This is a genomic window from Lacticaseibacillus casei DSM 20011 = JCM 1134 = ATCC 393 (assembly GCF_000829055.1).
GTDB classification, from domain to species: domain Bacteria; phylum Bacillota; class Bacilli; order Lactobacillales; family Lactobacillaceae; genus Lacticaseibacillus; species Lacticaseibacillus casei.
Genome location: NZ_AP012544.1, coordinates 2,485,860 through 2,500,345, shown reverse-complemented (window position 1 = coordinate 2,500,345; position 14,486 = coordinate 2,485,860). Strand labels below are relative to the sequence as shown.

Here is a 14,486-nt window from a genome sequence, read left to right as displayed (position 1 = left end):
TTACGCAAGAATTGGCGCGTGAAAAAGGCGGCAGCTTGCTGGTGTTGCAAAAAAGGTGCCAGTCGTGCGTAATCGGTAGCCGTTGAGAGAAAAGCTTTAATTTAAGGAGACAAAATGAAAATGATCGTGGGTCTGGGTAATCCCGGACGAAAATATGCAGGAACCAAACACAACATGGGTTTTATGGTTGTAGACGAACTGGCTAAACGTTTGGGACTCAAACTTGATAAGCTTGAATTTGATGCTGCCACGGCGACTACCCGGATTCATGATGAAAAAGTGTTTTTGGTGAAGCCCCAGACTTATATGAATGCTTCAGGGCGGGCCGTACGCGAACTGATGATGTTTTATCAAATTCGGTTAGACGAAATCCTGGTGGTTCATGATGACATGGATCTGACGCTCGGCAAATTACGGTTGCGGCAACGCGGTTCAGCAGGCGGCCATAACGGGATCAAGGATATTATTAGCGCAACCGGCAGCGATGAATTTTACCGGTTGAAAATCGGCATTCAACACCCTCAGCGTCAGCGGGTTGTTGACTGGGTGCTCACGCCCTTTTCCCAAGCTGATCAGCCAACGATCGATGAGGCCATTACCAGAGCAGATGATGCGTTGGAAGACTGGCTAAATGGCATGCCGTTTCCGCAACTGATGAATAAGTTTAATTAAAAGTCGGTGGCTTGTTCGTGATCGCACGCGGCCGATTAGGTAAACTTAGTAGAAGAAAGAAGTAGGTGAAGCGATGAATTTGATCGACATGGTGCAGGCAGATCCAGAACTGTCGGCATTATGGCCTAAACTCAAAACCGGCCGTCATTTGGTGACAGGGCTTTCGGGTTCCGCCAAGACGGTCTTTTTTGGCGCGCTCTTGCAACAGCGTCAGCAACAACTTCTGATTGTCGAGAATAATCGTTTTCATGCGGATGAATTAGCGGCTGACTTGAGTAGTTTATTAGGCGATGCGCTGGTTTATGATTTTCCGGTTGAAGACGTACTGGCTGCTGAAGTTGCAGTGAGCTCACCGGAGACCCGCAATGATCGGATTAATGCACTAACTTTCTTGCAAAGCGGTAAGCCTGGCATTATTGTGACCAGCCTGGCTGGGTACAAGCGTATTTTGCCGGCGCCAGCGGTTTGGGCGGCTAGTGAGCTGACCATCGATATGGATTCAGAGCTTGAGCCGCAAGATGTTGCTAAGCAATTGATTGCAATGGGGTATCGCCGCGATTCACTGGTTAGCGCGCCGGGGCAATTCGCCATTCGCGGTGGCATTATTGATATCTATCCGCTCAATCAGGATGATCCGATTCGCATTGAATTATTTGATACGGCCGTCGATTCGATTCGCACTTTTGACATTGCGACGCAGCGTAGTTTGAAAAAGCTGACGCGCATCGTGATTTCACCGGCGACCGATATGATCGCGTCAGATCAGGTGCTAAGTGCAACCGGTGAGCGTCTTGTGAAGCAGGCAACGGCTTACAAGGCCAAGGTCAAAGATGCGGATACCAAACAAGCAATCACCGATGGACTTTTAACCACCGGCCAACAGCTGCAGGCACTGGAGCGGCCAGAGAATCTGGCTCTGTATGCACCGGAACTTTATCCGGAACATCAGCGCATCACTGACTACCTCACACCAGATGCACTCGTTGCCTTTGACGATTACAGCAGGTTACTGGATAGCGATACCCATTTAGTCCAGGAAACCGCAGAGTGGTATGCTCAATTGCAAACGGAAGGCCGGTTGCTGCCCAAGACACCTAATCCAAAAATTCAAGAACTTAATCAGCATGAACCGCATCCACGGCTGTATTTAAGCCTTTTTCAAAAAGGTATGGGACAATTGCGGCTTGATAGCCTAACCAATGTGCCGAGTCGTAATGTCCAACAGTTCTTTAGTCAGATGCCCTTGCTCAAAACAGAAACCGATCGCTGGGTGAAACAAAAACAAACCGTGGTCTTTCTGATTGCGGACAAGAATCGGCTAGATAAGCTGAGCGGAACGTTGAAAGATTTTGAAATTAGCAATGTTCTGACCGAACCCAATCATTTATTGCCGGGTCAAGTTCAATTGACGGAAGGCAGTTTGAAGAATGGCTTCGAGCTGCCGGACATGAAGCTGGTCGTTGTCACCGAGCACGAGTTGTTCAATGCACGGCAGCGACGGCGGGCACGGCACCAGACATTGGCCAATACGGAGCGGTTACGCAGCTACAATGAGCTGAAGCCTGGCGATTATGTGGTGCACGTGAATCACGGGATTGGGCAGTATACCGGGATGGAGACGATGGAAGTCGACGGCATTCACCGCGACTACATCACCATCGTCTACCGCAATAACGACAAGCTTTTTATTCCGGTTGATCAGCTGAATCTGGTGCAAAAATATGTCTCCGCTGACGGCAAGGCGCCAAGCGTCAATAAGTTAGGTGGCACCGAATGGCAGAAAACCAAACGCAAAGTGGCGGCCCGCATTGAAGACATTGCGGATGAGTTGATTGATTTATACGCCAAACGTGAAGCAGAAAAGGGCTATGCATTTGGCCCGGATGATGACTTGCAGCAAAAATTTGAAGACGAGTTTCCTTATCCGGAGACGCCGGATCAGTTGCGGTCAGCCAAAGAAATCAAACGCGACATGGAAAAACCGAAGCCAATGGATCGCTTGCTTGTCGGGGATGTCGGCTTTGGCAAAACCGAAGTTGCGTTGCGGGCAGCATTTAAAGCGATTGATTATGGCAAACAGGTGGCCATTTTGGTGCCCACGACGATTTTGGCGCAGCAGCATTTTGACACCATGAAAGAACGCTTTGCCGATTTTCCGATTAAAGTCGGGTTGCTATCTCGTTTTCAGACGCCGCACCAAAATAAAGAGACCATCAAAGCCTTGAAGAATGGCACGATTGACATTGTCGTCGGGACACACCGGTTGTTGTCAAAAGATGTGGCTTTTCGTGATCTTGGTTTGCTGGTCATCGATGAAGAGCAGCGTTTTGGTGTTAAGCATAAGGAGCGTATCAAGCAGCTGAAAAGCAATGTGGACGTCTTAACGTTAACGGCGACTCCCATTCCGCGTACCTTGAATATGTCGATGCTGGGCGTGCGCGATCTGAGTGTCATCGAGACACCGCCGACCAATCGTTACCCGATTCAGACGTTTGTCATGGAGCAAAATCCCGGGGTGATTCGCGAGGCAATTGAACGCGAAATGGAGCGCGGCGGCCAGGTCTTTTACCTGCATAATCGGGTGGAAGATATGGAGCGCACCGTGAGTCAGTTGGAAGAGCTGGTGCCAGATGCCAGTATCGGCTACGCGCATGGGCAGATGACCGAAACGCAGCTGGAAAACGTCATTTATGATTTTCTGCACGGTGCCTATGATGTGCTTGTCACAACGACGATCATCGAAACCGGCGTTGATATGCCAAATGCAAATACGTTAATTATCGAAAATGCCGATCATTACGGCTTATCTCAGTTGTATCAACTGCGGGGACGGATCGGTCGTTCGAGTCGGGTAGCGTATGCCTACTTCATGTATCAGCCGATGAAGGTGCTTAATGAGGAGGCGGAAAAACGACTGCAGGCGATTAAAGATTTTACGGAATTAGGCAGTGGCTTCAAAATTGCCATGCGTGACCTGTCGATTCGCGGAGCCGGCAATCTGTTGGGCAAGCAGCAACATGGCTTCATCGATTCGGTTGGCTATGATCTGTACACCCAGATGCTTCAAGAAGCGGTGAATAAACGGCGCGGGATTAAAACGGCACAGAAAACCGATGCTGAAATCGATCTGGGCTTGGAAGCTTATTTGCCGACCGACTATGTAGCTGATTCGCGGCAAAAAATCGAATTGTACAAGCGCATTCGTGAAGCGGATAGTGATGAAGCTGAAACGGAAATCAGCGAAGACTTGATTGATCGGTTCGGTGATTATCCGCAACCGGTGACTAACTTGCTTGCGATCGCGCACCTCAAACGGTTTGCCGACTTGGCTTGGGTCAATAGCGTACAAAAGACGGATCAAAAAATCGCAGTTGTGTTATCGCCACAAGCAACCACTAAAGCGCAAGGCGAGCCGATTTTTAAGGCGTTGGCCGCAACGACGCTTAAAGCTCAGGTTGCGATTGCTGATGGTAAGCTGACCGTGACGTTGACAATTCCTAAAACCATGCAGGCCGAGACCTGGTTGGCGCAACTGACAGCTTTTATGCAGGGATTGGTGAACGTTGTCAATCCCCAGCCGGAGAAAAAGCCGGCAGCTTAATGCCTTATGATTGGCCAGCAAGGGTTTCGCGAATCGAGCGGTCAGCTGTGACCATGTTAACAGGAGACCACCATGCATAATCAACAAATGAAGTATTTAATGCGCGGTGCATGGATCTTGAGCCTCAGCTCACTGATTGCCAAGATCCTCAGCGCAGTTTACCGGGTGCCATTTCAGAATATGGTTGGCGACACGGGATTTTACACTTATCAGCAAATCTACCCTATCTACGGGCTAGGGATGACGTTTGCGTTGTCCGGATTTCCGGTTTATATTTCCAAACTTGTCGCGGAAGCTGACGGTGACGAAGCAAAGTTAATGGTGGCTCACCAGAGCAACGTGATTTTGAACTGGGTTTCGTGGGGGTTGTTTTTGGGCCTTGAATTTTTTGGTCAGGAAATTGCCCGTGCGATGGCTGATCCCGAACTGTTACCGTTAATCCAAATCGTGGCGTTTATGTTCCTGACGATGCCGGTTTTGGCGACGGGACGCGGTTATTTTCAAGGGACGTTCGATATGGTGAAAACGGCTACGAGCCAAGTGGTTGAGCAGATTGTTCGGGTTGGCGTGATCTTATTGGCGGCATGGTGGTTCGTCCAATATCATTGGAGTGTCTACCAGATGGGTGCGATTGCCATGAGCGGGGCCTTTTTTGGCGGCTTGGCAGCAGTGCTGACATTGTGGCGGCCGTATCACCGGATATTTGGTCGCCGCCGCTTTCGTTTTCCTGGCGTTCAGGCATATGCCCACCTGATTAGTCGCTTCGTCAGGGAAGGCGGCGCGATTACACTGTATGCCGCGCTGCTGATTTTGTTACAATTGGTTGACAGCTTCACGGTGACAAAAGGTTTGACCAGTTCCGGTATTGCCATGGCAACGGCCAAAAGTTTAAAAGGGATCTATGACCGTGGCCAACCCCTTGTTCAGTTGGGGCTTGTGGTGGCGGCTTCACTGTCCACAACTTTGCTGCCTAGTCTGACCCAGGCGCGCCAGCTACAGCAACGTCGGCAATTTATTCAACGTGGCGCAGAATTGGTGCATTTTAATTTAGCTTTTGCACTTGCGGCGACTTCCGGGTTGGCGGTTTTGATGCCGGCAATTGATTTACTGCTTTTTGGCGATACCGCCGGCGCGTTTGTCTTACAATTGTATGCCATTGCGATTGCCGTTGTTGCCATGATTAATGCGTATAACGCCATCTTGCAGAGCTTGGATCGGTATAAGGGCATTAGCGTGGCGCTGCTGATCGGTATTTTGATCAAGGCCGGGATTAACCAGCCGCTGGTTGCCCGGTTTGGGACGGCCGGCGCCAGTGGTGCAACCATTCTGGCATTGGGCGTGATCCTTTGCTTGATTTATTATGCCGTTCCTGAGACGATCAAAGGCAGAAGTGCGCTGCGGCTGTTTGTGCCAAAATTGCTTGCAGTGACCGGTCTCATGGTGTTGGCGGTTTACCTGGCAGTTGGGTGGATTCCGCTGAGCTCACGGCTGGTTGCGCTTGGTGTTACCTTATTAGGCGTGGTTCTTGGCGTCATCGTCTTTTTACTGACAGGTACCTGGTTCAAACTTTTGACGTTGCGCGAAATGCTTGATCTGCCCGGCGGTAAAAAGTATTTAAAATTTGTACGAAAAATAAAAGCGAGGTAAAGATATGCGGTTAGACAAGTTTCTCAAAGTTTCCCGAATTATCAAACGACGCACCGTGGCAAAAGAGATTGCCGACAAAGGACGCATCACGATTAATGGTAAAGTGGCCAAATCCAGTAGCGACGTCAGTGTAGGCGACACGCTGGTCATTAACTTTGGCAACAAAACACTGACGGTGCGCGCCGATGATTTGGTCGAAACAACCAAGAAAAACGATGCGGCAGACATGTACACGGTGCTGAAAGAAAATTATAAAGAAACATTTTAATGCGGATTTGTTGGTCTGTAGCCCCTTTGATTTGTTATACTTGATTTACTGAAGTCGTAACACGTGGCTGGTGAAAACGAGGGTGCGATCAGATGGCAAAGAATAATATCAGTCAATTAAATAATGCGTATACGCGTGAGCACACAGCAAAAAAGCAGCGTGCGCCCAAGTCCCGGGCACACGCGGTACATATGAAACGCATTCGGAATTTGCTGATTCTGATGGTGGTAATTTTGGGTCTGGGGGGCTTTAGTGTGGTTCGGACGCAAATGACACTGGGTGAAACCAATCATGCCGTGACGAAAGCCAAGGCTAATCTAGATAAACTAAAGGCCAACAAAGCGGCACTTAAAGTCCAGGTTGATCAGCTTCACAATGATGACTACACGGCCAAATTGATTCGGGAGAAATATCTGTATTCAAAACCCGGTGAGGTGATTTTTAACTTGCCGGATAAAGCCAATAAGATTCCGAATCTGAATGTCAGTCAATGAGCTTTTTGGCCCTGATTGGTGCAGCTTTTGTGTCGGCGAATGGATGTTGTCAGGTTTCGGTAGTTTGTTGGTTTGTGATTGAGTGGTATGCTTGAAGCGTGCGAAAGTGGCATACAGTTTTGATTGTGACAGGTTCACGCGCTGCTTGCGTGTCTTGTTACCCATGCTATACTTATAGACACATTTAATTAGGAGGACTTCTTTTTTTATGGCAGTTGAAGTTGGTACGAAAGTGACTGGTAAGGTCACCGGGATCACGAAATTCGGTGCATTCGTTGAGTTAGGCGATGGGAAAACCGGATTGGTGCATATCAGCGAGGTCTCTGATGCTTATGTCAAAGACATTCATGATGTGTTGCATGTTGGCGAACCGGTGACGGTTAAAGTTCTTTCGATCCAAGATGGTAAGATTGGCCTGTCTATCCGGAAAGCGGTTGATAAGCCGCAACAGCGTGAACATGAGAACAATCATCATGAAGGCCGGCACGCGCCGTCAGCGCATCCGGGCAATAATCGGTTCCAGGGTGGTGGTGCCCGCAATGGTGGCAATCACTTTGGCCATAAAGCCCAACAACCGGCTAAAGGTGATTTTGACGCGATGATGTCCGGTTATTTGAAAGAAAGCGAAGATCGGTTAAGTGTTCTTCGTCGTAATACCGAAGGCAAACGCGGCGGCCGAGGCGGTCGGCGCAGTTAGAAATCGGGTCTGGGACAAATTATGATTTGTTCTGGGCCTATTTTCTTGGATTGCCTTTTTTGACTGACTTAATGCTGAAACGAGGTTAACGTGGAGGAGACGTATGAGCCCGAAACTTTTTCAAACATTCGGTTTCGCACCGCATACCCGTGTGCTTGTGGCCGTTTCCGGCGGCGTTGACTCAATGGTGCTGTTGGATCTGGCGGTTCGGGCACCGGATCTGGATGTGGTTGTGGCCACTTTTGATCACCGCTTGCGGTCGGAAAGTCGCCAGGAACAAGCATTTGTGGTGGCGGCTGCAGCACAGTATCAGGTTCCCGTTGTCACCGGTGTTTGGCACCGCGAGTCGACGGATACTGCGAGCGAAGCGGCGGCGCGTCAGGCACGCTATGAGTTTTTGGCTGCAAGTGCCGAGACACAGCATGCGACCGTGGTCATGACTGCCCATCATGCCGATGACCAACTTGAAACAGTCTTGTTTCGGCTGGGACGCTCCGGCGATCCGGCCGCGTTGGTTGGCATTCGGGCAGATCAGTCGTGGCATGGGAAACGGTTGGTTCGCCCCTTGTTAGGTTACAGTAAGGCCGCGCTTCGGGCATATGCTCAGGCGCACGACATTGAATTTCGTGATGATGCCTCGAATAACGATACCCGTTATGCTCGCAATCAATTGCGCCACGAGGTCATTCCCGCATATAAAAGGCAAAATCCGCAATTGTTGGCGCACATTCAACGGTTTACGGTGGAGCAGGCGGGGATGTTGGCACTGGCAGAAGCCGAAGCCGATCGATGGCAGCGGTATCTGCAAATAGATCCGGTGACGATTGACTGGCAAGCAGCGACGCGTCTGAAAAAAGCGGCGCAGCTTGTGCTTTTAAAAAGAATGTTGCGGCAGTGGCAGCCCGAAGTTGACGAAAAACTACTGCCAGAGGTTATGCACCATTTGTTTGCTCAAAGTGAACACCACTTTGACCTTGGCGCCGGCGTTAGCATTGTCGTTCAGAACGGCCGGATCAGGGAGCTAGTTTTGCAACCGGCAATGACCCCAGTGACGTTTACGCAGATTGGGCAGACTGTGAAAACCCCGCGTGGAACGTTTAGTTTACAAACAGAGGCATTGCATTGCGAAGGCATGCCGGTACAGGTGCGGTTGCCGGTGACATTGCGTACCCGTCAAGCCGGTGATCAAGTTCGGCTGCCAAATGGGGTGACCCAGAAATTGCGGCGGTTTTTTATTAATGAAAAAGTGCCGGCAAGTCAACGTGATCAATTACTTTTATTGGCGCAGGACCATCAGGTTTTTTGGATTGAAGGTCAGCCTTTAGAACGATTGTCGCCCCCAGCTCAAACTGATATACTCCATGTTGTACTGGTGCACTTGCCAGATGTTGACAGAAGTGAGGATAGATGATGAATCCCGATATTTTAAAGGTGTTGTACTCTCAAGACGACATCCATGCCATCACGGCGCGGCTCGGCGCTGAACTCAAGCGTGATTACGCAGGGAAGAACCCCTTAGTGGTGTGCATCTTAAAAGGTGCCATTATGTTCATGACTGATCTTGTCCGTGAGATTGATGACTATATGGAACTTGACTTTATGGATGTGTCTAGCTACAGTGACGCGACCGAATCTAGTGGCGAAGTCAAGATTATCAAGGATCTTGATGCAAGTGTGAAGGATCGGAACGTTTTGATCGTAGAAGATATTGTCGATACCGGTCGAACCCTGAAATACTTAACCGATATCTTTAAAACCCGTCAAGCGAAGTCTGTGCGGATTTGCGCCTTGATGGACAAGCCGGAGGGACGCGTGGTCGATGTTCAGGCAGATTACGTGGGAACCACGGTGCCTAATGAGTTTGTGGTCGGTTATGGTTTGGATTACGCAGAACGTTATCGTAATTTGCCTTATATTGGGGTATTAAAACCAGAAGTCTACGCGGCAAAATCTTAATCTGTGCGCCGTGTTTGTGGTAGTATATAAGGTACTAATTGAATGTTGCCGGAGGTTCTAAATGAAGGAAAAACAAAACGGCCTGTTCAGTAGCACACTAACGTATATCATCATTTTTGTGCTGCTGGTCACCGGTTTTGCGTATTATATGCGCGATAATGGGACAACATCGTCCCAAGAAATTGAAACAAGCACCTTCATGTCCGAATTAAAGAAGGACAATGTCAAGAGTTATTCGCTCCAGCCATCTGGCGGCGTCTATAAAGTCAGCGGTGAATATAAGAAGGCCCAGAAGTCTTCCGGTGCGAATAATTCACTGAGTTTATTTGGCAATCAGACGACCAAGGTGACGAAGTTCTCCACCTATATTCCGACGAACGACGCGACTTTGAGCCAGATTCAGAAGATGACCAGTGCTAACAATGTTAAAACGGATACCCAGGAAGAATCACAGTCTGGGGTCTGGTTTAGCTTACTGATCACGGTTGTGCCGATTGTCATCATGATGATCTTCTTCTATATGATGATGAATCAGGCTGGCCAAGGCGGCGGTTCTGGTCGGGTCATGAGTTTTGGCAAATCACGCGCTAAGCAGGCAGATAAAAATGCCAACAAAGTGCGGTTCTCCGATGTTGCCGGTGCCGAAGAAGAGAAGCAGGAACTGGTTGAAGTGGTTGAGTTCCTGAAGGATCCGCGGAAGTTCTCGGCATTGGGTGCCCGTATTCCAGCCGGTGTGCTGCTTGAGGGTCCTCCTGGTACTGGTAAAACCTTGCTAGCCAAGGCGGTTGCCGGTGAAGCCGGTGTACCGTTCTTCTCGATTTCCGGTTCTGACTTCGTTGAAATGTTCGTGGGTGTCGGGGCTTCCCGTGTTCGTGATCTTTTTGACCAAGCCAAAAAAGCAGCGCCTTCGATCATCTTCATCGATGAAATTGATGCGGTTGGTCGTCAGCGTGGTGCCGGAATGGGCGGCGGCCATGACGAACGTGAGCAGACATTGAACCAGTTGCTGGTTGAAATGGACGGGTTTACCGGTAATGAAGGCGTTATTGTCATTGCCGCAACCAACCGTTCTGATGTCCTTGATCCGGCGTTACTGCGCCCAGGCCGATTTGACCGGAAGATTCTGGTTGGCCGTCCGGATGTTAAGGGCCGTGAAGCGATTTTGAAAGTGCACGCGAAGAACAAGCCGCTTGCACCGAATGTTGACCTTAAAGAAATTGCGCGGCAAACGCCTGGTTTTGTCGGTGCTGATTTGGAAAACCTGCTGAATGAAGCGGCCTTGGTTGCTGCAAGACGAAGCAAGAAAGCCATTGATGCTGCTGATGTGGATGAAGCGGAAGATCGGGTCATTGCCGGTCCGGCGAAGAAAGACCGGGTCATCAGTCCAAAAGAACGCAATATGGTGGCCTTCCACGAAGCCGGACACGCGATTGTCGGTCTGTTCTTAAGCGACTCGCGAACTGTGCGTAAGGTTACGATTATTCCGCGTGGTCGTGCAGGCGGGTATGCGATTATGCTGCCAAAAGATGATCAATTCTTGCTGACCAAGAAGGAATTGACCGAACAGATTGTCGGCTTACTTGGTGGTCGGACCGCCGAAGAAATTATCTTCGGGGTCGAATCCACCGGGGCGTCCAATGACTTTGAACAGGCAACGCAAATTGCCCGGAGCATGGTCACTCAGTACGGGATGTCCGATCGCTTGGGAACGGTTCAACTCGAAACCGAGGGCCAGCCATTCCTTGGTGCTCAGTATGGCCAGACACCACCTTATTCTGAGACGACAGCAACAGCGATTGATGATGAAGTGCGGCGGATCATTGACGAAGCCCATAAGCAGGCTTACGAGATTATTCAGGCCCACCGTCAGCAGCATAAGCTGATTGCCGAAGCCTTGCTCAAGTACGAAACCTTGAACGAAAAGGAAATCCTCAGCTTGTTCAACGATGGCAAGATGCCAGAACGTGATCAAGACGAATTTCCAAGCGAAAAGGCCGCTACTTTCGAACAATCCAAAGCAGCGCTTGAGCATAAGGATAAAGAAAAGCAAGCAGACGAAGAAGCCAACGCGAAATCTGAATCAGACTCCCAGGCAAGCCAAGATCAGGCCAGCCAGGATGATGATACAGGCGGCGTCGAAAAGCCAGATGATACGTCGGCTGACAGTGGTTCTTCAGACAACAATGAACATCAGGATCCGCAAGCGTAACAAAAAAACACCGCCCAAGTTGGTGGTGTTTTTTTGTTACGCATTATCATGAAAAATTCCAGAGGTCAGCTGTGGTTTGAGTCACTTTGTTGCCGAGGTTTGGTTAGCTGCAGTATCGCTGCCTAGTGGTTGGTACGGATGTTCCTTAAGTAGGCGTGTGTAAAAGCCAATATCGTGCATCGTCTCGTGCAAGCGTCGGGCAAAATGCTGGCTGTTCTCGGCAGCGGAATTGATCTGCCCGTTTTCGTCAAAACACGGATCGGCCGACCAAAGTAACGTCGGCGTGGGGAGGACGATCATTTTCAGCATTTGTAAAATCGGCACTAAACTGGCTGCTGCCAGCATCCCGCCATCAGAAAAATGCGAATACCCAATGATTTGAACAGGTTTATGTTCAACTTCCGGACCGATTAGATCCAAGGCATTTTTTAAACCGCCGGGTAGCGTCTGATCGTATTCTGGCGTTAATATCACGTAACCATCCTGGTTGACCACCGCGGTTAACCATTTTGTTTCGATTGGGGTTAGCTCTTGGATCGGATCTTCGAGTGGCGTTTCGGGATGGTCATAAAGTGGCAACGGATAATCCCGAAGATCAAGCCACGTATAATGAACCTCTGATGTGTCGGGAAATGCTTGTTTTAAATAATTGAAAATACGGGCACCTAGCGCATTTCTTCGGGTTGTACCTAGGATAACGCCGATATGACTGATCAAAAATACCAAGTCCTTTCAAGGTTAATTAATAATTCTATTTTACGCGTTTTTCGAAATCAAGAAGGCATTCGGCGCAATTTTCGTGATGAAGATTGACATAGTGCGCATAGGCATCGCCAATGGGGAAAAACGTGTAAACCCGAAACCTACTTTGACTTAAATGGTGCCGTTGGGCTTCAATCGGGCATACTGATGAGTACACTGACTTTTCAATAGCGCACAATTTTGGTAGAATAGCCACGTTTAACTTTCAGAAAAGAGGACCCAACATGAGTGACTATATCGCGAGCGCATTGTCGCGTGATACCCATTTTCGAATTTTCGCTGTCGATGCGACGGAGACAGTACGCGAGGCGCAGCGCCGTCATGATACTTGGAGTGCGGCGTCGGCGGCGCTGGGACGGACGCTCGTTGCAACGGCGTTATTGTCCGCTTCCGGATTAAAAAACCGTGATGATATGCTGACGGTGCGCATTAAGGGAGATGGCCCGGTTGGTTCTATCATCACCGATGGCACAGAGATCGGCACGGTTCGCGGCTATGTGCAAGAGCCGCACGTCAATTTGCCGCTCAACCTTGTCGGAAAAATCGATGTCGCCCGTGCTGTCGGTAAACATGGCATGCTTGCGGTCACCAAAGATATCGGGATCGGTGAACCATTTACCGGCCAAGTGCCGCTGGTATCAGGCGAAATTGCCGAGGATTTCACGTATTATCTGGCAAAATCCGAACAAATTCCTGCCGCAGTGGGATTATCCGTTTTCGTCAACGCCGACAACTCGGTTCAGGTCGCTGGCGGCTTCATGCTACAGGCGTTGCCGGGGGCCGATGATGCAGAATTGTCCGCACTGGAAGCCAACGTCAAAACATTGCCGCTTGTGTCGGAACTTTTAAAAAGCGGCCTGACACCAGAGCAAATTATTCAACGTATCGCTGGGGATGCACCGGTGCAATTCCTGGATACCCATTCACTGCGGTTTGCATGTAATTGTTCTAAAGCCCATTTTGGCGATATCATGGCAACCTTGCCGCACGAACAATTACAGGAAATGATTGATGAAGATGGCGGTGCGGAGACGACCTGCAAGTTTTGCGGTAATCAGTACCATTACAGCGTTGCGGATCTTGAAGCGTTAATAACCCGACACGAATAGTTGCGATTTTTGCTTATTTTAAGTAAAGTTAGCATCGCGAAAGCAAGAAAGAGGTGGCTTGTATGTGGCATATTGCCAATGTTGAAATTCCCAATCGACTCGTTGTTGCCCCGATGGCCGGGGTTACCAATGCAGCCTTTCGGGTAACCGCCAAAGAATTCGGTGCGGGTCTGGTTGTGTGCGAAATGATCAGTGACCGTGGAATTATGTACAAAAATAAGAAAACGTTGAGTATGATGTTTGTGGATCCACGGGAACATCCAATTTCGATTCAGATTTTTGGCGGCACCAAAGAAGCGTTAGTCAATGCGGCAAAATTTATCGACCAAAATACCGCGGCTGATATTATTGACATTAATATGGGTTGCCCGGTTCCAAAAGTCACTAAAACTGACGCAGGTGCCCATTGGTTACTGGATCCAGAAAAAGTTTATGAAATGGTGGCGGCAGTCACTGACGCCGTTTCCAAACCGGTCACCGTCAAAATGCGAACCGGCTGGGATGAAGACCACATTTATGCGGTTCAAAATGCGTTGGCTGCTGAGCGCGGTGGTGCAGCGGCATTGGCGATGCATGGCCGTACGCGTAAACAGCTTTATTCTGGACATGCGGATTGGAATATTTTAAAAGAAGTCAAACAACATCTGACGATTCCATTCATCGGCAATGGCGATGTGCGGACACCGCAAGACGCCAAACGTATGCTTGAAGAAGTTGGCGCCGACGCAGTGATGGTCGGCCGCGCGGCGTTAGGGAATCCGTGGGTCTTGAAACAGATGGCAGCATATCTGGATGACGGCGAGTTAATTCCGGAACCAACGCCTCGAGAGAAAATCGCGACCGCCAAGTTACAGCTACAACGGCTGGTTGACTTACACGGTGAGCATCAGGCCGTGCGCGAATTCCGGATGCAGGCAGCTTATTATTTGAAAGGCATCCCGCGTTCAGCGAAGACCAAAGCAGCCGTTAACATGGTTGATACGCAAGCTGAAGTAAATCATATTTTTGACGATTTTGTTGAGCAGACCGAAGCGCGCGCCCGCGAGCGTCAGCGCAGTCATTAACTTACTA

General features: G+C 49.5%; 12 protein-coding genes. 11 read left to right on the top strand and 1 reads right to left on the bottom strand.

Annotated elements, in window-relative coordinates; translation table 11 throughout:
- Positions 1 to 114: 114 nt before the first annotated feature.
- From pth to ftsH, 9 genes are all read left to right on the top strand, one after another.
- Entirely contained in the window at positions 115 to 672 is a 558-nt protein-coding gene (gene pth / locus LBCZ_RS12050; protein WP_025013380.1) for an aminoacyl-tRNA hydrolase, read from the top strand.
- Positions 673 to 745: 73 nt separating this feature from the next.
- Complete coding sequence (gene mfd, locus LBCZ_RS12045; protein WP_025013381.1) at positions 746 to 4,273, top strand: transcription-repair coupling factor; 3,528 nt, start codon at positions 746 to 748, stop codon at positions 4,271 to 4,273.
- Between the two features lie 72 nt (positions 4,274 to 4,345).
- On the top strand, positions 4,346 to 5,920 hold the full coding sequence (locus tag LBCZ_RS12040; protein ID WP_039639941.1) for a putative polysaccharide biosynthesis protein: 1,575 nt from the start codon (positions 4,346 to 4,348) through the stop codon (positions 5,918 to 5,920).
- Between the two features lie 4 nt (positions 5,921 to 5,924).
- The gene (locus tag LBCZ_RS12035) at positions 5,925 to 6,188 is read left to right on the top strand and encodes an RNA-binding S4 domain-containing protein (protein WP_010491289.1); all 264 of its coding nucleotides are present in this window, start codon (positions 5,925 to 5,927) and stop codon (positions 6,186 to 6,188) included.
- 92 nt (positions 6,189 to 6,280) lie between these two features.
- On the top strand, positions 6,281 to 6,682 hold the full coding sequence (locus tag LBCZ_RS12030) for an FtsB family cell division protein (protein WP_025013382.1): 402 nt from the start codon (positions 6,281 to 6,283) through the stop codon (positions 6,680 to 6,682).
- A 208-nt stretch (positions 6,683 to 6,890) separates the two neighbouring features.
- A complete protein-coding gene (locus LBCZ_RS12025; RefSeq protein ID WP_025013383.1) occupies positions 6,891 to 7,379 on the top strand; it encodes a S1 domain-containing RNA-binding protein in 489 nt (162 codons plus the stop codon).
- Between the two features lie 103 nt (positions 7,380 to 7,482).
- Positions 7,483 to 8,790, top strand: a complete 1,308-nt coding sequence (gene tilS / locus LBCZ_RS12020) for a tRNA lysidine(34) synthetase TilS (RefSeq protein WP_025013384.1) — start codon at positions 7,483 to 7,485, stop codon at positions 8,788 to 8,790.
- Positions 8,790 to 9,335, top strand: a complete 546-nt coding sequence (hpt, locus tag LBCZ_RS12015; RefSeq protein WP_025013385.1) for a hypoxanthine phosphoribosyltransferase — start codon at positions 8,790 to 8,792, stop codon at positions 9,333 to 9,335. The genes tilS and hpt overlap by 1 nt, the downstream gene beginning before the upstream one ends.
- A gap of 61 nt (positions 9,336 to 9,396) precedes the next feature.
- A complete protein-coding gene (gene ftsH / locus LBCZ_RS12010; RefSeq protein WP_025013386.1) occupies positions 9,397 to 11,544 on the top strand; it encodes an ATP-dependent zinc metalloprotease FtsH in 2,148 nt (715 codons plus the stop codon).
- 81 nt (positions 11,545 to 11,625) lie between these two features.
- On the opposite strand, the gene LBCZ_RS12005 is transcribed toward ftsH, so the two are convergent.
- Entirely contained in the window at positions 11,626 to 12,261 is a 636-nt protein-coding gene (locus tag LBCZ_RS12005; protein WP_039639944.1) for an NADPH-dependent FMN reductase, read from the bottom strand.
- Between the two features lie 269 nt (positions 12,262 to 12,530).
- Here LBCZ_RS12005 and hslO point away from each other — a divergent pair, with 269 nt between their 5' ends.
- Entirely contained in the window at positions 12,531 to 13,415 is an 885-nt protein-coding gene (gene hslO / locus LBCZ_RS12000) for an Hsp33 family molecular chaperone HslO (RefSeq protein WP_025013388.1), read from the top strand.
- Positions 13,416 to 13,477: 62 nt separating this feature from the next.
- Entirely contained in the window at positions 13,478 to 14,479 is a 1,002-nt protein-coding gene (gene dusB, locus LBCZ_RS11995) for a tRNA dihydrouridine synthase DusB (RefSeq protein ID WP_025013389.1), read from the top strand.
- The last annotated feature ends 7 nt before the right edge of the window (positions 14,480 to 14,486 follow it).

Excerpts from the sequence above, each read along its gene's own strand:
- hpt (WP_025013385.1), top strand. The coding sequence starts at position 8,790 with ATGAATCCCGATATTTTAAAGGTGTTGTACTCTCAAGACGACATCCAT.
- tilS (WP_025013384.1), top strand. The coding sequence starts at position 7,483 with ATGAGCCCGAAACTTTTTCAAACATTCGGTTTCGCACCGCATACCCGT.
- hslO (WP_025013388.1), top strand. The coding sequence starts at position 12,531 with ATGAGTGACTATATCGCGAGCGCATTGTCGCGTGATACCCATTTTCGA.
- pth (WP_025013380.1), top strand. The coding sequence starts at position 115 with ATGAAAATGATCGTGGGTCTGGGTAATCCCGGACGAAAATATGCAGGA.
- dusB (WP_025013389.1), top strand. The coding sequence starts at position 13,478 with ATGTGGCATATTGCCAATGTTGAAATTCCCAATCGACTCGTTGTTGCC.
- LBCZ_RS12030 (WP_025013382.1), top strand. The coding sequence starts at position 6,281 with ATGGCAAAGAATAATATCAGTCAATTAAATAATGCGTATACGCGTGAG.
- LBCZ_RS12035 (WP_010491289.1), top strand. The coding sequence starts at position 5,925 with ATGCGGTTAGACAAGTTTCTCAAAGTTTCCCGAATTATCAAACGACGC.
- mfd (WP_025013381.1), top strand. The coding sequence starts at position 746 with ATGAATTTGATCGACATGGTGCAGGCAGATCCAGAACTGTCGGCATTA.
- LBCZ_RS12025 (WP_025013383.1), top strand. The coding sequence starts at position 6,891 with ATGGCAGTTGAAGTTGGTACGAAAGTGACTGGTAAGGTCACCGGGATC.
- ftsH (WP_025013386.1), top strand. The coding sequence starts at position 9,397 with ATGAAGGAAAAACAAAACGGCCTGTTCAGTAGCACACTAACGTATATC.
- LBCZ_RS12040 (WP_039639941.1), top strand. The coding sequence starts at position 4,346 with ATGCATAATCAACAAATGAAGTATTTAATGCGCGGTGCATGGATCTTG.